We start from the raw sequence: 16,528 nt of genomic DNA, 5'->3' as shown, positions 1-16,528 counted from the left end.
TGTCGGCCCCGTCGGGATGCCGCCGATTGTCGTGAGCGTCCGCTCGTCAGTCGTTGAGCTGGGCCGGCGCGAGGCCGCCGTCGCGTTCCGTGTCTTTGCCGCCCGCTCGCATCGCGTCGGAATGCGGTTGCCGGTTCGACGCGGGCGCCGTCGCCCCTTGCGCCTCGTCCGGATCGAAGTCGCCGATCGGATGGGATTCATATGTCAGGGCATCGAGATCGATGTCATGGTGCTGGCCGCCCGGGCCGGTGTTCATGGTGGCGATGTCCTGCATGCACAGTTTGCCGTCCGGCACGCACATGCCGACGATCCGCTGGTAGAGGCCGTCCTCGATGGTCGAGAAGTATGTCACGGGATCGGCTTCGCTCGGTTTGACGAGGTTCAGGTAGGCGTTCCGGTCGAGCGGTGTTTCGCTCGCCTTCAGCGCCTCGATCCACGCCTCGAAACCCGCATCGTCCAGCCCGTGGAACTTGAAGCGCATGTTGGAGAACCCGGCCCCGTTATAGTGGGACGCGAAGCCGTCGTACACGCCGGCCGCGTTGACGACGGCATGAAGCTTGGTCTCCATGCCCGGCATCGCGTAGATCATGCCCGCCAGCGTCGGGACGTAGAACGCGTTCATCACCGATTCCGCCGTCAGCTCGAACCGGATCGGACGATCGACGGGAGCCGCCAGCTCGTTGACGGTGGCCACGCCATATTCGGGATAGAGGAACAGCCATTTCCAGTTCAGCGCCACCACTTCGACCACCAGCGGTTCCTGCGACGTGTCCACGCTGGCGCTCGTGGTGATCTCGTCGAGGGGCCGGTACGGATCGAGGAGATGGGTGCCGACCCAGGTGACGGCGCCGAGCACGACGATGATGAGGAGCGGCGCCGTCCAGATCAGCAGTTCCAGCTTGGTGGAGTGATCCCAGTCGGCGGCGTAGGGCGATTTCCTGTTCGAAGCCCGGTAGCGCCACGCGAAGAAGAAGGTCGCGGCGATCACCGGCACGATGATGAGCAGCATCAGGCCGGTCGCGATCAGGAGCATGTCCCGCTGGCGTGCGGCGATGTCGCCGGCGGGATAGAGCACGACGGGGCTGCACGACGTAAGGAGCAACGCGAGCGGCAGGAGGACGAGGAGACGCGACGCACGCAATGGACCGGACCCGTATCGTATGACGATCACACCGTGCGGCAAGGCCGGCACGATGCTGGCGTTGACTGCCAGTAGCGCTTCGTATTCAACAAATCGAACGCCGCCTCAAGCTTTTTCGGGCCGGCACGTTGTCACGCGCCCGGAATGCGGGCACGGATGTAACAGTTTGGTGCGGAATTGCGCGATGAGTGATGCAACGGCGAACGGGGCGTTCGATCGGAAAACCGAGGGCTTCAAGAGCGAGCGCCACGGGCTCGACCCGACGGACATCGCGATCGGCGTCGTGATCGGGCGCACGTCGGAATTCTTCGATTTCTTCGTCTTCGCCATCGCGTCCGTGCTGGTGTTCCCCAGTCTCGTCTTTCCCTTCGTCGATCCGGTCACCGGAACGCTCTATTCCTTCGCGGTCTTCTCGCTGGCCTTTCTCGCCCGCCCTTTCGGCACCTGGCTCTTCATGACCATCGACAGGCGGCACGGCAAAGGCACCAAGCTGACGATCGCATTGTTCCTCCTCGGGACGTCGACCGTGGTGGTCGCGTTCCTGCCGTCCTACGCCCAGATCGGCAATGCCTCGATCTGGCTGCTCTGCCTGTTCCGCATCGGGCAGGGGATCGCGATCGCCGGGACGTGGGACGGTCTCGCCTCGCTCCTTGCGATGAACGCGCCGCAACGGCACAAGGGCTGGTGGGCGATGCTGCCGCAACTCGGCGCGCCGTTCGGCCTGATCCTCGCCACCGGCCTGTTCGCGTTCTTCCACGGCTTCCTGCCGCGGGAGGAATTCCTCTCCTGGGGCTGGCAGTTCCCGTTCTTCTGCGCCTTCGCGATCAATGTCGTCGCCCTGTTCAGCCGGTTGCGCATCGTGGCGACGCCGGAATACGTCCATCAGTTCGAGCGCCGCGAGTTGCAGGCAACGCGCGTGCGCGAGACGGTGCGCAGGTTCCCGCGCTTCATCATCGCGGGCGCCTTCGCACCGCTGGCAAGCTTCGCCCTTTTCCACATGGTTACGGTCTACCCGCTTTCGTGGGTCAACCTGTTCACCGACGAGAACGTCACGCACTTCCTGATCATCGAAGGCATCGGCGCGGCGGTCTGCTCGGTCGCGATCGTGGCCTCCGGCCTTCTGGCCGACCGCTACGGCCGCCGCACGCTGATCTTCGTCACGGCGATCGGCATCGCCGTCTTCTCCGGCCTCGCGCCGATGCTTCTCGGCCAGGGTCAACTCGGCGAAGTCGTCTATATGGGGGCCGGCTTCATTCTCCTCGGCCTTGCATTCGGCCAGAGCTCCGGCATCGTCGCGTCGAATTTCCCGACCCGATATCGCTACACCGGTTCGGCCATCGTCTCCGATCTTGCCTGGCTCTTCGGCGCAGGGCTCTCGCCCTTCGTCGCGCTCTATCTGTCCGAACAGTTCGGCCTCGCGGCGGGCGGCGCCTACCTGTTTTCGGGGGCCGTCTGCACGATCCTCGCGCTTCGCTACAACCGCTATCTGGAACATCGCCGCTGATGCGAGGCGGTCCGCCCCGTCCCGCGCGGCTTTGCCGACGGACGGGGCGGACCGTGCGCCGGGAGAGTGGGTCCGGATAGGACCGGGGAACCGACCGGGACCCTGCGCGCGGCCGGCACGGGCATGGGAACGGCAGCGCTCTTCCCAAACGGGTCGCCGCGGCCGCCCGGCATTTCCCGAAACGCTTGATCTAAATCAAGGCTTGCCGTCCGGGCCAGGGTTACATTCATGCCACCGAACCCCGCCCCTTAGCCCCGAAGATCCCATCGGATGTTCGGATCGCCGCGGCGGACGAGGTTAAGAGCGTTCCGGCGCGTCCCGATGGGCGCGCGGCGCCTCAGGGAGGTCACTATGAGCATCTTGGTTCCGACAAGCGACAAATCGCAGATAACCCAGCCGCAAGACAGCGCAGGCACCCCGCACGACGCCGCCCCCCATACCGCGCGGATCGTCGATCTCGCCGTGCTCGTGACGGGCGCGCCCGAAGATGATGTGGGCATCGCTTACGCCGACAGCATCGCCTCGGCGTTCGACGGGCACATGGACGTCTATCTCGCCAACCATATTCCCCTTCCGCCGCTTCCCATGGGGCCAGGCTCGGACGCGATCGCCGGCATGATCGTGCAGAAGGCCCGCACATCGGGAGACGAGGTGGAAAAGCGGCTGCGCGAACGGCTGGTCCGGGTTTCCCCACCCTACGAACTGCGGCGCGACGACGGGCTGATCGGCTATCTCGTGACGCGCATCGCCGCGCTTGCGGGAAGCTGCGACCTCTTCGTGATGGCGCAGGACGTATCGAAGAGCGCGGCCGGCAAGGAACTCCTCGAAGCCATTCTCTTCAAGGCCGGATCCGGCGTGATCTTGGTGCCGACCGGGCTTTCGCCCGATGCCGGCATGCCGAAGACGATCCTCGTCGGGTGGCGCGACACGCCCGAATGCGCCCATGCGATCCGGGCGGCCCTGCCATTCCTTCAGCGTGCGCAGACCGTGGTTCTGGCGAGCGTCGCCGAGGAGGGATCGTCCGAGCAGCGCGGCGTCGAGCCGATGTCGGACATGGCGCGCCATCTCGCCCGCCACGGCGTGCGGGTCGAAACGCGCGAATTGCCGCAATGGAAACGCGCCTGGGAAGGCCTTGCGCACGAGGCCGAAGCCATTGGTGCGGACATGATCGTCATCGGGGCCTACGGCCATTCGAGGGTTCGCGAGTTCTTTCTCGGCGGCGTGACGCGGGCCATGCTGGCCGAAGGCTCCGTTCCGATCCTGCTCGCTCACTAGGACGGCTGTCCGACGTCCGGTAAGGTCAGCCAACGGCACCGAGCGTTCCATGCTCGCGCAGGAAGCTCGTGGCGAGACCGATATCGGCCTGGGTAAGGCCATGGCCGGCCGGCAGGATCTCGTGGGTGACGGCGGCGCCGGCCAAGGCCAGTTGCCGGGCAAGGCGCGCGGCATTGTCCGAGGGCACGATCGGATCCATTGCGCCGGAGAGGATCAGCACCGGTCTGTCGGCGGGCGTTCCGTCCGCGCGGCTGGGCGGTTCTTTGAGCGGCACCATCGCCCGGATCAGGATGGCGCCCGCCAGAACCTCCGGCCTGAGGAGCAGCATCGCCGCCGCGATGTTGGCGCCGTTGGAAAAGCCGAGCGCGATCGGCCTGGCAAGACCGAGCGTCGAACGCGATTCCTCGACGAAATCGGCGAGATCGTTGGCGCGGCGCACGATGTCCGCCTCGTCGAAGACGCCTTCCGCCAGCCGCCGGAAGAAACGCGGCATGCCGTTTTCGAGGACCGCGCCGCGCGGCGACAGGATCGCGGCGCCCGGCGCGACCATGGCCGCCAGGGGCAGAAGATCGTTTTCGTCTCCGCCCGTGCCGTGCAGCGCGAGCAGCGGGGCGAGCCCATCAGCCGTTGCCGGCACGAAGCGGGCATGATGGCCGAGTGGGCCGGCGGAAGCCTCGGTCGGGGCTGTGGGATTCATGGGTCTCTTCGCCTTCTTCTTGGGATGGGGCCCCGCAGGGCCACCGATCGCGGTCCTGCAGGGATAGGGACGGTGCGTCCGTCGCGTCAATCGGCGAAGACCGAGCCTTGCGGGCCGGCACCGGCATCTGCCCGAGCATCGGCCTTGAGCGCGGGCAGGGCGCGTTCGATCACCGCCCGGTGGGCTTCGAGCCCGGCCGGCAGTTTCAGCGCCTCGCCGAGATGGGCCTCAGGCTCGTCCACGGCAAAGCCCGGAACGTCCGTCGCGATCTCGAAGAGAACATGGCCCGGCTCGCGGAAATAGACCGAACGGAAATAGCCCCGATCCTTTTGTTCCGTCGTCCGGATGCCGTGGTTCTCGGCAAGCTTCTTCACCATCGCCGCCTCCTCGGCATCGTCTTGTGCCCGAAACGCGATGTGGTGCACCGAGCCGCGGCCGAAGCGCGGCTTGAGGAAGCCCCCGACCGCACGGATATCGACGATGCCGCCCAGCGGATTGCCCTCGACGAAGAAGCGCGTCGTGGTCTCCTCGCTCGCCCCTTCGCTGAAGCCGAGCACGTCCGTCAGGATCGCGGCGGTCGGACCTTTCTCCTCCACCAGCAGGCTGACCGAATGAAACCCGCGTATCGCGTGTCTCTCGGGAATGTCCCCGTTCGACCAGCCGGGTTCGTTCTCCGCGCCGGCGACGGCGACGAGCGCGAGATGCATGCCGTCGGGATCGCGGAACGACAGGACCGTCTCGCCAAAGCGTTTCGACGGCTTGTCGTGGTCGATCCCGTTCTCGATCAGGCGCTGGGTCCACCATCCGGTCGAACGCTCGGGAATGCGGAACACCGTCTCCTGGGTCTCGCCGACGCCGAGGCGGCCCTGTGCCGCATGTTCCCAGGGGAAGAAGGTCAGGATCGTGCCGGGCGAGCCGGTCCCGTCGCCATAATAGAGGTGATAGGTACCCGGATCGTCGAAGTTGACGGTCTTCTTGACCAGGCGAAGGCCGAGCGTCCCGGTGTAGAAGCCGAGATTGCGGCTGGCCGGTCCGGCGATCGCCGTGACGTGGTGAATCCCATGGATGCTCATCGAGATGTCCTTTCCTGGCGTCGATGTGTCCATCCAAGATAAGCGCAATGAAATATCTTTATAACCTCCATTTTAATTGCATTCATGCAATACTTACCTTGCGTTCGGGGCATGCCGGTCGAACGGCGCATCGACGGGGGAGATCGAAATGGGACATGGGATCGACGCGCTGACCTGGGACGATATCCGCCTGATCGGCGTGATCGGGGAGGCGGGATCGTTGCCCGAGGCGGCCCAGCGCCTCGGCACCCACCATTCGACGGTGTTCCGCCGCCTTCGTCAGATCGAGGCGGCGACGGGTTTTCCGGTGTTCGAGCGCGAGGGCCAGCGGCTCGCGCCGTCCGCCGCGGGTGTGGAGATCGTGGCGCTGGCTGCGCGGATGCGGGGCGAGGTGGACCGGACCGCGATGAAGGTTGCGGGCCGCGAGGTCCTGCCGTCCGGCGAGTTGCGCGTCGCGACCGCGGATTCGCTTCTCATCCATCTACTGACGCCGGTCTTCGCCGGTTTCCAAGTCGCGTGTCCGAACGTCACGCTCGACATCGTCGTCGCCAACCGGGCGTTGAACCTGTCCCGGCGCGACGCCGACGTTGCGATCCGGGCAACCAACAAGCCGCCGGAAACCCTGGTGGGCCGCAGGCTCTGCCGGATCGGCTGGGCGCTCTATGGACGCCGCGACCCTGCCGGGTCGGGAAAGCCGGAGGGAAACCGACCCGACTGGCCGGAGGCGGATCTTGCAAACTGCAAATGGGTCGCGCTCGGCGAACATATGTCGGCGATGAAAGTGGTGCACCATGCCCTCGAAGCAGCGGCGCCGGGACGGTTGCGCTACCGGGTCGACAGCGTTCTCGGCCTTGCGGCGGCGATCGAGGCGGGCATCGGCATCGGCCATCTGCCCTGCTTCATCGGCGACCGCTCCCCGGTTCTTTCGCGTCTCGCGCCGCCCGAACCGGAGTTCGCGACCGATCTCTGGCTTCTGACGCACGAGAGCCTTCGGCGTGCGCCGCGGGTTCGCGCCTTCATGGATTTCGTCTCCGACGCGATTCGCACGCAAAGCCGGACCGTTGAGGGTCTGTGACCCGAGATCCGTCCGCCTACCAACCCATGGTTCCGGCCGCACCCTTGAAGGGGCCGGCGAACTTCGAGGTGATCCAGCCGCCGTAGAAACCACCTTCCTGCGGCACGGCCACCTCGCCGTCGACGAAACAGGCATCGACCCGGCCCGGATAGAAGGCGAGATAATCTGCAACCGGCGCGAAATCGGGCGTCGGTCTCGGATAGGACCAGGCCGCGTCCGCCGCCACGCGGTCGCCGACCATGAGGTCGAAATAGGCGGCGCCACCCTTCCATTCGCACAGCGTCGTTCGGGCGGCCCGGCGCAAAAGCGTCCGATCGACGTCTTGCGGCGCGAAATAGTAGGATGGCGGATGGCTGGTCTCGATCGCGCGATAGCCCCTGCGGGTCTCGGCGACCACCCGCCCGGCAAACATCACCTTGAGGTGCGCGTCCACCGCTTCGATGCGGGCGGGCCGTGGAAAATCCCAGACGCTTTCCTGGTTGGGAAGAGGCGCTTCGGGGCGGGGACGGGCTGAGAGGATCATGCAGGTCAGATAGGGCCTGCCCAAGCCGCCGGCCAGCCAGCCACGGCGAACGCGAAAACGTTCGGTTTTGCCGCATGCGGCGCTGTCGTCCGGTTCCGCGCCTCGCCGCGAACTTCAACGGGGTGCATCCGAAACTCGCGGGTGACCATATCGGGCCTGCAGTGATCGAAACACCCGGTCAAGTTGATGTGAGAGCCGCTTCGTCAACCACTTTTTAATAAGATCGACATATATTAAGCGGGCAGACTGTTATTTTTGATTGTATGAAATCCGGTTGCAAAGGACAGGGTCAATGCCCCCCACGGATGCGGTTTCCTCGGTTTATTCGCGTGTCTGTTCGTTCCGCTTACGCCTGCCTTTTCAGCATGTCTGCCGGCGTCTCTCCGACCGTGTTCGCGTCTTTCTCCACAGCCGCAGTGGCGCGGCGGCCGTCGAGTTCGCGCTCGTCCTGCCGGCCATCCTGCTTCTGGTCTTCGGTGCGGCCTATCTCGGCATCTATATCGGGCTTGCCCATTCCCTGCAGCAGCTTTCCGCCGATGCGAGCCGCTATGCGATGGTCGGCCTCGATCGGGACGAGCGCCGAACTCTGGCGGGCGACGCGATCACGCGTGCGGCCGAAGCCTATCCGATGATCGAGGCCGACCGGCTTTCCTATCGTGTGGAAGAGGCCGACCGCTGGCTCACCGTCCGGATCGCCTATGACGTCTCGGCATCGGCGCTGCCGCCGATCGTGTCGCGGTCGATCGGACGCATCGATTCCCTCGAGCGATCCGCGACGGTGATGTTGCCATGAGGGGCGCGCGCCTTGCCCGCTTTCGCCGCGAGACGGAAGGCAATGTCGCCATCATGGTCGCTCTCCTGTTCACCTCGCTCATCGGTTTCGCGGCGTTCGCGACCGATCTCGGTCTTGCCTTTCTGGAGCGCCGCTCGCTGCAGGCGGTGGCCGATTCCGCGGCGCTCGCGGCCGTGCGCGAACCCTCGAAAGCCGCCGATATCGCAAGGCAGGTGTTCGCCGTTTCCTCTCTCGATGATGCGGTGATCGCCGTCACGTTCGGCGCCTTCGACCCGGCGCGCCACCGCGACCAGCGCTTCCGGCCGACCGGCGACCTGTCCTCGCCGGTGCTGCGGGTTTCGGCCTCGAAGCATCACGGGTTCACATTGGCGAAAGTCCTTGGGATCGACGGCGTGGACCTCTTCGTCGAAGCGGATGCGATGGTGGAGGCCGCCGTCGTCTTTTCCGCCGGCAGCCGGCTCCTGAGCGTCGATCCGCCATTGCTCAACCAGATCCTCGATGAGGCGGTCGGGGCGAAACTGTCGCTGACGGCGCTCGACACGAGCCATCTTGCCGACGTCTCGGTGTCTCTTGCCGATCTTCTGGGGGGTGGATCGCTCGAAACGCCCGGTCGGCTGTCGCTCGATGCCGCCCTCTCCGAGGCGATCGAGCTGCACGATCTCTTCATGCGCATGTCCGATGCGCTGAAGGACCAGGGCGAGCTGATGGCGGCGGCGGTCATGCGCAACGCGGCCAACAGTTCGCTCGCGCTCGACACGGCGATATCCCTGAACGATCTCGTCGGGATCAAGGGCGGCACGCTCGGCCTTTCGCAGGCGCGCACCGCACAATTGCTGAACGCGCAGCTCTCGGTTCTCGATATTGTCGACGCCTCGGTCAAGCAGACCCTGGCCGGGCGTCGGGCCGCGATCGATCTCGACGTGCCGCTCGTCGGCACCGTCGGTCTGCAATTGCTGCTCGGCGAAGCGATGAAATCGAGCCCGTCCATGGCGTACGGAAACGTTGCGGCGGCGGTCGAGACCGGACAGGCGCGTCTTCGCCTCGACGTGACGACATCGAAGCGTCTCGATCTCCTGGGTCTCGGCCTCGGACTGAACATTCCGATCGAGATGATCGTCGCGGGCGGGCGGGCCGAAATCGCCAGCGTCTCGTGCTCGGCCGACGCCAGCCGGCGCTCGGTGACGATCGCGGTGACGCCGGGCGTCGCAAGACTTTCGGTCGGACGCTGGACGAAGCCGATGGAGGAGATCGCCGTGGCCGATCGCCTGCAGCGCGCGCGCATCCTCTCCGCCGCGCTCGCTAAGGTCGATGCGGTCGCCAATCTCGCCATCGAGAACAGGGCACCGGTCCTTCTCACCTTCGATGCCGACGATATCGAAAACGGCACGGTCAAGACGGCAAGAACCACCGCATTTCTGGCAAGTCCCCTGTCGAGCCTTCTTGGGGAGACCGAAATCTCCGCGTCGATCGGCTCGATCGCACTGTCGACCTTCGCGCTCACGCACGCGGTCCGCGATGTGCTGGTCGCGGTGGCGACACCGCTCGACGCGCTTCTCGCCAGCGTCTTCGAGATCGCGGGCATCGGCGTCGGCGAGATCGACGTCAAGGTCGGCGATGTCATGTGTCGGAACGCGCGCATCGTTGGGTGACGACAGAGCCCGATCGCAAGCCCTTATCCGTGACGCGTTCCGGTCCGGGAGACGCCATGCTTTCCCATCGGCCCAACCTCGAGGTTCCGGCACGCTCCGGTTCTGGCGGCGCCGCTTGGTCGAGCGACAACCTGTCCACATGACTGGACATGCCGGAGCAGAAGTCTACCCTTCGACGGGGCGGCACTTGTTGCCGCCTCGGTTGATCGGCCTCGTTCTCTTTCAAGACAAGTCGGTTCGATAGAAGTGTCTTTTCCTTCGATGGGCCGCAGTCCCGGTCTTCGCGCGCAAAGACGACGAGCACGATACGGGATGAGGGTTCATGATTGCATTCGAAGGTGTGACGAAGATCTATAACGGCACTCCGGCCGTACGCGATCTCGACCTCGTCGCACCCACCGGCAAGCTCACCGTCCTCGTCGGCCCGTCCGGTTGCGGCAAGACGACGTCGCTGCGCATGGTCAACCGGCTGATCGCGCCGACATCGGGCACCATCACGCTCGACGGCGAGCCGACGCACGGCATGAAGGTCGCGCAACTGCGCCGCCGGATCGGCTACGTCATCCAGCACGCCGGTCTCTTTCCCCACCGCACGGTCGCCCAGAACGTCGCCACCACGGCGCGTCTTGCCGGCATCGATCGGGGCAGGGCGCGCAAGATCGCGCTCGAGCTTCTCGAACGCGTCGGCCTCCCGTCAGCCCTTGCGGATCGATATCCCTGGCAGCTTTCCGGCGGCCAGCAGCAGCGCGTCGGCGTTGCGCGGGCCCTGGCGTCCGACCCGAAATTCATGCTGATGGACGAGCCCTTCAGTGCGGTCGACCCGATCGTGCGCGCCCGGCTCCAGGACGAGTTCCTGCGCCTGCAGCGCGAGATCGGCAAGACCATCATCATGGTGACCCACGATATCGACGAGGCGCTGAAGCTCGGCGATCAGGTCGCGGTGATGCGCACCGGTGGAAAGCTGGCGCAGGTGGCGAGCCCCCAGGCGCTTCTCACGCGTCCCGCCGACAGCTTCGTCGCCGATTTCGTCGGCCGCGACAGGGGCTATCGCCATCTGGGCTTTGCCGGGATCGACGACGACATCGTCCTGTCGAAGGAGCCGGCGGTCCTGCTCGGAACGCCGGCCGAGGCGGCGGCCCGCTCGGCGATCGACGGCTGGGTGCTCGTGGCGGACGAGGCCGGCAGGCCGCTCGGCTGGGTGCGCGTGGCCGAGCTGTCCGGTCCGGTCCGGGAGAGCGATCTCAACCTGTCGAGCACGTTCGCATCGCGCGGCGGAACCATGCGCGAGCTTCTCGACGCGGCCCTGAGCTCGCCGTCGGGACGCGGCGTCGTGACCGAGGACGACGGGGTCCTGCGGGGAACGATCGGCCTTGCCGATCTGGTGCGGACGCTCGACGAACGCCGGACGTCCGCATCGGGACGGGGCTCATGAACGTCGACTGGCTCATGCGCGAATGGGACATGATCCTCGATCTGTTCCTGCGCCATCTCTGGCTGTCCGTCGCCCCGGTGGCGATCGGCCTTGGCCTTGCGCTTCCCATCGGCTGGGCGGTGCAGCGCAGCGGGCGCTGGAAGGGCCCGATCCTCAATCTCGTCGGCCTGCTCTTCACCATTCCCTCGCTGGCGCTGTTCGTCCTTCTGCCTTGGTTCCTCGGAACCCAGATCCTCGATCCGCTCAACGTGATCGTCGCCCTGACGATCTACGTCCTCGCACTCCTCGTGCGCACCGTGGCCGACGGGCTCGACGCGGTGCCGCGCGAAACCCTGCAGGCGGCCAATGCCATGGGCTTCCGGCCCTTGCGACGCCTTCTGACGATCGAGCTTCCGCTCGCGATTCCCGTGATCGCCGGCGGTCTGCGGGTCGCCCTCGTCTCCAATATCAGCATCGTCTCGGTCGCCGCCCTCGTCGGCACCCGCCAGCTCGGCTCGCTGTTCACCCAAGGCCTCCAGCTTCAGTTCCTGACGCCGATCATCATCGGCATCGTTCTGAGCCTGCTCCTCGCAGCCACCCTCGACGCGCTGGTTCTCGTCTTGTCGCGCCGCATGACGCCCTGGGAGCGACGCAACGCATGATCCTGTTTTCCTGGCTTCTCGATCCGGCGAACTGGACCGGCCCCTACGGGGCCCTGACGCTGATCTGGCAGCATATTCTCTATACGCTGGCCGCCATGGCAGCCGCGGCGGTCATCGCGGTTCCGATCGGGCTCTATGTCGGTCATACGCGGCGCGGCGAACTGCTGATCGCCGGCGCCGCCAACATCCTGCGCGCGCTTCCGAGCCTCGGCCTCATCGTGCTTCTCGTGATCCTGCTTGGACCGGTCTTTACGTCCGATCTCGCCTTTCTCGTGCCGAGCCTCATCGTGCTGGTGCTTCTCGCGGTCCCGCCGATCATGACGGGAACCTATTCCGGCATCGCCAATGCGAACCGTGCCGCGGTCGATGCCGCGCGCGGCATGGGCTTCACGCCGCTCCAGGTCCTGTTCCGGGTGGAACTGCCATGCGCGCTTCCGCTGATCTTTTCCGGCATGCGGGGCGCAACGCTCCAGGTCATCTCCACCGCGACGATCGCCGCCTATGTCTCGCTCGGCGGGCTGGGGCGCCTGATCATCGATGGCCGGGCCCAGAACGATTACAGCCAGATGGCGGCGGGCGCGATCCTTGTCGGCCTTCTGGCCCTGTGCGTCGATCTCGCCATCGAACTGATGGCCTATCTCACCGTATCGCGTGGATTGACGCGGCGCGAAACGAGCCGATTTCCCAATATCAGACGACGTTCCGACCCATCCAGTTCGCCAACAGTCCAGAGAGACGTTTCACCATGATGAAAATCACCGTTGCCAGCGCCTTCGCGCTCTCCCTGTTCACCGCCATGCCGGCCTTCGCCCAGTTCGATCCCCTGGCGGGATCGTCGGATGCCCCGTCCGGCGGATCGACCGTCACCGTCGGATCGGCCGACTTCCCCGAAAGCCAGCTTCTGGCGACGATCTACGCCAAGGCTCTCGAGGCCGAGGGCTTCGAGGTGCAGAAGCGTCTCAATATCGGAAGCCGCGAAGTCTACATGCCGGCGCTTCTCGACGGCTCGATCGACCTACTGCCGGAATATTCCGGGGCGCTGCTCAGCTATCTCGAATCCGGCTCGTCGGCCCATTCGCCGGAGGAGGTGGCGGCGGCCCTGAAGGAGGCCCTGCCCGACGGCATCGCCATGCTGGAGCCGTCCGAGGCCCAGAACAGCGACATGCTGTCGGTGACACAGGCGACGGCGGAGAAATATGGTCTTGAATCGATCGGCGATCTCGCGCCCGTCGGCGACGAAATCGTTCTCGGCGCGCCGCCGGAATTCCGCACGCGCCAGGAAGGCCTTCTGGGCCTGAAGGAGATCTACGGCATCGACTTCCAGTCCATGAAGCCCCTCGACGTGGGCGGGCCGCTGACCTTGTCGGCCCTCCTCAACGGACAGGTCCAGGCCGCCAACCTCTTCTCCACCGATCCGGCGATCGCGGCCAACGATCTCGTCGTCCTCGAAGACGACAAGAACCTGTTTTCCGCCCAGAACATCGTTCCGATCATCGCCGAAACGAAGCTGACGGACGAGATCGCCGCCGTGCTGAACGCGGTGTCCGAAGCGCTGACGACGGACGCGCTGGTGACCATGAACGGTCGCCTGGCCAATCAGGAAGGCTACGAGGCGGTGGCCGAGGACTGGCTGTCGAAGAACGATCTGAACTGAGGTCCAGCGCGGAAGGCCATCCCCCCGGAACGCGCAACGCCCGCCGGCACCCCGATCCGGGGGTGGCGGCGGGCGCCCGTCTCGCGTTGGATCCGTCCTCGCACCTCCTCGGCAGGCCCAATCGGCGACCGGCTCCAGCGGGCGGGTCGCGAATTTGCACGTGAGGTGCGAAGCTTTCTCGGCCGGGATTTTCGGGCTTCGTTAGCTCCTTCAAGCCCGAAGATCTGCGACGGCGAGATCGTTCTGGCCGTCAACGGTCCACTCGGACGCGAAGCCGAGGCCTTTCTTGTGCCAGAGCATGGCTTCGAACCGCTTGATCGTCCGCCGGGCGGTGTTGAACGATCGGAGACTGCCGATCCTCGGCATCGCCTTCTCGACCCTGAAAAGGTCGCTCCCTTTGCCTTGCCGGAAATGTTTTGTGACATGATGCACGGGATCGGGTGACGGCCGGCGATCTGCGACGCCAAACCGGATCGCGCCCGGAACTCTTCCGGCTTCATCGGTGCCGATCGGTCTCGGTGACGAAAGCCGCGCTTCCTTCAGGCTCTTGCGGACGAAACGCCTGACCGCATCCGCATCGCACTTCGCGGTCAGACGGCTTGGACGAACTGGCCGCCCCGCATGCCCTGCGCGTTGGTGCCGAACGACAGGAGGTTCCCGTCAGGCAGCATGATCGAATGGAGCAGGTTGATCGATCATGGCAGACCTTGGCTCCCTTCGCCGTATCCTTCCCGATCACGCGAACCGTCGATGATCACGCGCCGAACGTCCGTGGAGGGGCGTCTGCGCATGATGTTCCCCATCAAAGCCATGGAAGAACGGGCTGCACGCCGAGGCAACATGCTGGTGAATGGGCGGATAATCTATGATATTTGACGTAAATACATGAATTTTCCGTGTTGCCGCGCAAGATGTCGGATCGCTCTGCAGACCGCGGGGTTGTCCCGCATTTTGGGGAGCGTGCGGCTCCGGCGTCCTGTGAGAAAACTGTGCGGTGGTCGCGCATGCTCCCATTCCAGCGGCGGCGGGCGGGGCGAAAGCGTTACGGCCTCTGCGCCGAGGCCGGTGCAAACCCTCGCGAAGAGCAGGGCGCCGCAGCCCCTGACCTGGCCGATCCCGGGGTTGGGCGCGCGGGAAGGCGTGCATTCGAAAGCTCACGCTTCGTAAAGCGCGAAGAGGAGAGAAGCGCGCTATTGAAAACGTTCGACTATTCTTTCAAGTTCACGGTGTTGTCACCGTTCTGTCATGATCGAAGTCTGGTCTCCCGATGCGCACCAACGTCACCCGCTGCGTCCAGTTTGCCCTGCAACCCTCCGTTTCGGTGCTGGTGTCGTGCGTGGGCCTCGCAATGCTCGTGGAGCTGGAGAACCAGTATTCGAGCGTCCCCTTCGTCGTCATGATCATCGGATTTCTGGCGTCCATCGCATTCTTCCTGACGTCGCGCTTTGCGTTTTCCGTCTATGCGGCCTGGGCCGTCGCGGGGATCGTGACCCTCGTTTCCCTGTTCAAGTTCAAGACGAAAGGGTTCAGCCTCCACTTCTACGACCTGGTCTTCGTCGGCGGCGATCCCACCGTCTACGCGTTCCTCGTCGGCACCTTCCCCAAGCTGGTCCTGTCCGTTCTGGCGCTGGCCCTCGTGATCTCCGGCGGTTTCGTCCTTGCTTTCTCCCGCGAAGAGCGTCGTCAGGTCGGTCTGGGGCCGCGGATCGTCCTCGTCGCCATCACCGCCGCCGCGCTGCCGCTGACGCTTCCCGCGCAGGCCTCGAACGACCAGCGCTATTTCTACTATCTCGGCGGCCATCACGCCTCCTCGTTCTTCGTGTCGCTCCTCGATTTCGAATATTTCTTCTCGCGCACGGAAGCCCTGGAGCGCCTCGCCCGGATGCCGCCCGAGACGCCGCTCGCGCAGACGCCCGACTGCCGCGTGGGCGAGGGCAAGCCCGACGTGTTCGTCGTGCTTCAGGAAAGCCAGACCGATCTGGCGCTTCTGCCGCAACTCGGCCTGATCGAGACGGACAAGGCCCCCGCGACCGGCCGTTTCGGGCGCAAGCACCCCTTGAGCGTCGAGACCTTCGGCGGTGGAACCTGGATCACCAATCTCTCGCTGATGACCGGACTTTCGGCGGCGGATTTCGGCTGGCGCAGCCCGTATCTGACGATCACGCTCGAGGGGATGGTCGGCGGCGCGCTGCCGCAGGTTCTGGCTCAGTGCGGCTACCGCACCGCGGCGATTCTTCCCATGACGTACAGCTTCGTCAACGAAGGCCCGTTCCTGCATTCGATCGGGTTCGAGACCGTGCTCGACGCGAAAGCGATCGGGGCAACCGACTTCATCCACCGGGACAGTCTTTATTTCGAGGCAGCCGAGCAATTCATCGCCGAGCACCGCGCGACGGACGATCGGCCGCTGTTTCTTCTCGTCCAGACGATGTTTCCCCATGCACCCTATACGAGCCGGATGGATGCGGCGGCGAAAGTGACGAACGAGCCGCTGCATGCCGAGCCGGAGCTTGCGGAATATCTGCGGCGGGTCGCTCTGTCGCGCGCCGATTTCGGCATCTTCATGAGCGCCCGGGAGGCCGATCCGTCGCCGCGCGGCTCCGTCGTGCTGGAGTTCGGCGATCACCAGTCCTACGCCACGAAGCCGTTCATCGACGAACTGGCAGGGCCCGATTCCTTGAGCGATCTCAGCTCGCTCGCCTACCGGACGTACTTCGCGCTGCGTGCGTTCGGCTATGATCTGCAACCCCCCGGGCGGAACGAAGCGCCGATGGACGTTGCGTTCCTGGGCGCCCACCTCGTCGAGCGGGCGCGGCTTCCTTCATCGCCGATCCTGCGCGATCTGTCCCGCTTGCGCGCGCTTTGCGACGGGCGCTTCCATACCTGCGATGCGCGCGATGAGATCGATCGGCATCTGCGGCGGCGCATCGATGCGGGCCTCCTCGATATTCTCGACGAACCGGCCCAAGGCGGCATGACGGTGGCGCAGCGTTAGCCGGCGCGGATTTCACGTGTCGGAGCGATGGTGCGCCCCGTGCCGATGCCCGGACACGCCGCTTGAGGATTAGCCT

Annotated in this window: 15 protein-coding genes; 10 read left to right on the top strand and 5 right to left on the bottom strand. The window is 65.5% G+C overall.

What is annotated here, in order from left to right:
- Positions 1 to 46 precede the first annotated feature (46 nt).
- Positions 47 to 1,141 (bottom strand): ubiquinol oxidase subunit II, encoded by a 1,095-nt coding sequence (gene cyoA, locus U0C82_RS13765; RefSeq protein WP_322187737.1) that lies wholly within the window; start codon positions 1,139 to 1,141, stop codon positions 47 to 49.
- Positions 1,142 to 1,325: 184 nt separating this feature from the next.
- Here cyoA and U0C82_RS13760 point away from each other — a divergent pair, with 184 nt between their 5' ends.
- Positions 1,326 to 2,645 carry an MFS transporter gene (locus tag U0C82_RS13760; protein WP_322187736.1) on the top strand — a complete coding sequence of 440 codons (1,320 nt, stop codon included), beginning with the start codon at positions 1,326 to 1,328 and terminating at the stop codon, positions 2,643 to 2,645.
- Between the two features lie 351 nt (positions 2,646 to 2,996).
- A complete protein-coding gene (locus U0C82_RS13755) occupies positions 2,997 to 3,920 on the top strand; it encodes a universal stress protein (RefSeq protein ID WP_322187735.1) in 924 nt (307 codons plus the stop codon).
- Positions 3,921 to 3,945: 25 nt separating this feature from the next.
- Here U0C82_RS13755 and U0C82_RS13750 read toward each other — a convergent pair whose 3' ends face one another.
- Positions 3,946 to 4,617, bottom strand: a complete 672-nt coding sequence (locus U0C82_RS13750; RefSeq protein ID WP_322187734.1) for an alpha/beta hydrolase — start codon at positions 4,615 to 4,617, stop codon at positions 3,946 to 3,948.
- An 86-nt stretch (positions 4,618 to 4,703) separates the two neighbouring features.
- A complete protein-coding gene (locus U0C82_RS13745) occupies positions 4,704 to 5,690 on the bottom strand; it encodes a ring-cleaving dioxygenase (RefSeq protein ID WP_322187733.1) in 987 nt (328 codons plus the stop codon).
- Positions 5,691 to 5,838: 148 nt separating this feature from the next.
- On the opposite strand from U0C82_RS13745, the gene U0C82_RS13740 reads away from it, so the two are divergent.
- A complete protein-coding gene (locus tag U0C82_RS13740) occupies positions 5,839 to 6,765 on the top strand; it encodes a LysR family transcriptional regulator (protein ID WP_322187732.1) in 927 nt (308 codons plus the stop codon).
- 16 nt (positions 6,766 to 6,781) lie between these two features.
- Here U0C82_RS13740 and U0C82_RS13735 read toward each other — a convergent pair whose 3' ends face one another.
- Positions 6,782 to 7,288, bottom strand: coding sequence for a DUF427 domain-containing protein (locus U0C82_RS13735; RefSeq protein ID WP_322187731.1), 507 nt, complete (start codon positions 7,286 to 7,288; stop codon positions 6,782 to 6,784).
- Positions 7,289 to 7,580: 292 nt separating this feature from the next.
- Between U0C82_RS13735 and U0C82_RS13730 the strand changes: the two genes are divergently transcribed.
- The 6 genes from U0C82_RS13730 (at position 7,581) to U0C82_RS13705 (ending at position 13,457) form a co-directional block, all read left to right on the top strand.
- A complete protein-coding gene (locus tag U0C82_RS13730) occupies positions 7,581 to 8,081 on the top strand; it encodes a TadE/TadG family type IV pilus assembly protein (protein ID WP_322187730.1) in 501 nt (166 codons plus the stop codon).
- Positions 8,078 to 9,730, top strand: a complete 1,653-nt coding sequence (locus U0C82_RS13725) for a pilus assembly protein TadG-related protein (protein WP_322187729.1) — start codon at positions 8,078 to 8,080, stop codon at positions 9,728 to 9,730. Before U0C82_RS13730 ends, U0C82_RS13725 begins: the two co-directional genes overlap by 4 nt.
- Positions 9,731 to 10,052: 322 nt before the next feature.
- Complete coding sequence (locus tag U0C82_RS13720; protein WP_322187728.1) at positions 10,053 to 11,162, top strand: ABC transporter ATP-binding protein; 1,110 nt, start codon at positions 10,053 to 10,055, stop codon at positions 11,160 to 11,162.
- Positions 11,159 to 11,803: an ABC transporter permease gene (locus tag U0C82_RS13715; protein ID WP_322187727.1), complete on the top strand. Its 645-nt coding sequence runs from the start codon at positions 11,159 to 11,161 to the stop codon at positions 11,801 to 11,803. Before U0C82_RS13720 ends, U0C82_RS13715 begins: the two co-directional genes overlap by 4 nt.
- Positions 11,800 to 12,552, top strand: coding sequence for an ABC transporter permease (locus U0C82_RS13710; protein WP_322187726.1), 753 nt, complete (start codon positions 11,800 to 11,802; stop codon positions 12,550 to 12,552). The genes U0C82_RS13715 and U0C82_RS13710 overlap by 4 nt, the downstream gene beginning before the upstream one ends.
- The gene (locus U0C82_RS13705; protein ID WP_322187725.1) at positions 12,549 to 13,457 is read left to right on the top strand and encodes an ABC transporter substrate-binding protein; all 909 of its coding nucleotides are present in this window, start codon (positions 12,549 to 12,551) and stop codon (positions 13,455 to 13,457) included. The genes U0C82_RS13710 and U0C82_RS13705 overlap by 4 nt, the downstream gene beginning before the upstream one ends.
- A 210-nt stretch (positions 13,458 to 13,667) precedes the next feature.
- On the opposite strand, the gene U0C82_RS18965 is transcribed toward U0C82_RS13705, so the two are convergent.
- The gene (locus tag U0C82_RS18965) at positions 13,668 to 14,051 is read right to left on the bottom strand and encodes a DDE-type integrase/transposase/recombinase (protein ID WP_416186690.1); all 384 of its coding nucleotides are present in this window, start codon (positions 14,049 to 14,051) and stop codon (positions 13,668 to 13,670) included.
- A 673-nt stretch (positions 14,052 to 14,724) separates the two neighbouring features.
- Between U0C82_RS18965 and U0C82_RS13700 the strand changes: the two genes are divergently transcribed.
- Positions 14,725 to 16,452: a sulfatase-like hydrolase/transferase gene (locus tag U0C82_RS13700; protein ID WP_322187724.1), complete on the top strand. Its 1,728-nt coding sequence runs from the start codon at positions 14,725 to 14,727 to the stop codon at positions 16,450 to 16,452.
- Positions 16,453 to 16,528 lie beyond the last annotated feature (76 nt).

It is taken from the genome of Fulvimarina uroteuthidis (assembly GCF_034321785.1).
Taxonomy (GTDB): Bacteria; Pseudomonadota; Alphaproteobacteria; order Rhizobiales; family Rhizobiaceae; genus Fulvimarina; species Fulvimarina uroteuthidis.
This window is presented reverse-complemented; position numbering and strand designations above follow the sequence as displayed.

Coding starts and splice junctions, on each gene's coding strand:
- U0C82_RS13760 (WP_322187736.1), top strand. CDS start 1,326: ATGAGTGATGCAACGGCGAACGGGGCGTTCGATCGGAAAACCGAGGGC.
- U0C82_RS13755 (WP_322187735.1), top strand. CDS start 2,997: ATGAGCATCTTGGTTCCGACAAGCGACAAATCGCAGATAACCCAGCCG.
- U0C82_RS13750 (WP_322187734.1), bottom strand. CDS start 4,617: ATGAATCCCACAGCCCCGACCGAGGCTTCCGCCGGCCCACTCGGCCAT.
- U0C82_RS13745 (WP_322187733.1), bottom strand. CDS start 5,690: ATGAGCATCCATGGGATTCACCACGTCACGGCGATCGCCGGACCGGCC.
- U0C82_RS13740 (WP_322187732.1), top strand. CDS start 5,839: ATGGGACATGGGATCGACGCGCTGACCTGGGACGATATCCGCCTGATC.
- U0C82_RS13735 (WP_322187731.1), bottom strand. CDS start 7,288: ATGATCCTCTCAGCCCGTCCCCGCCCCGAAGCGCCTCTTCCCAACCAG.
- U0C82_RS13730 (WP_322187730.1), top strand. CDS start 7,581: ATGCCCCCCACGGATGCGGTTTCCTCGGTTTATTCGCGTGTCTGTTCG.
- U0C82_RS13725 (WP_322187729.1), top strand. CDS start 8,078: ATGAGGGGCGCGCGCCTTGCCCGCTTTCGCCGCGAGACGGAAGGCAAT.
- U0C82_RS13720 (WP_322187728.1), top strand. CDS start 10,053: ATGATTGCATTCGAAGGTGTGACGAAGATCTATAACGGCACTCCGGCC.
- U0C82_RS13715 (WP_322187727.1), top strand. CDS start 11,159: ATGAACGTCGACTGGCTCATGCGCGAATGGGACATGATCCTCGATCTG.
- U0C82_RS13710 (WP_322187726.1), top strand. CDS start 11,800: ATGATCCTGTTTTCCTGGCTTCTCGATCCGGCGAACTGGACCGGCCCC.
- U0C82_RS13705 (WP_322187725.1), top strand. CDS start 12,549: ATGATGAAAATCACCGTTGCCAGCGCCTTCGCGCTCTCCCTGTTCACC.
- U0C82_RS13700 (WP_322187724.1), top strand. CDS start 14,725: ATGCGCACCAACGTCACCCGCTGCGTCCAGTTTGCCCTGCAACCCTCC.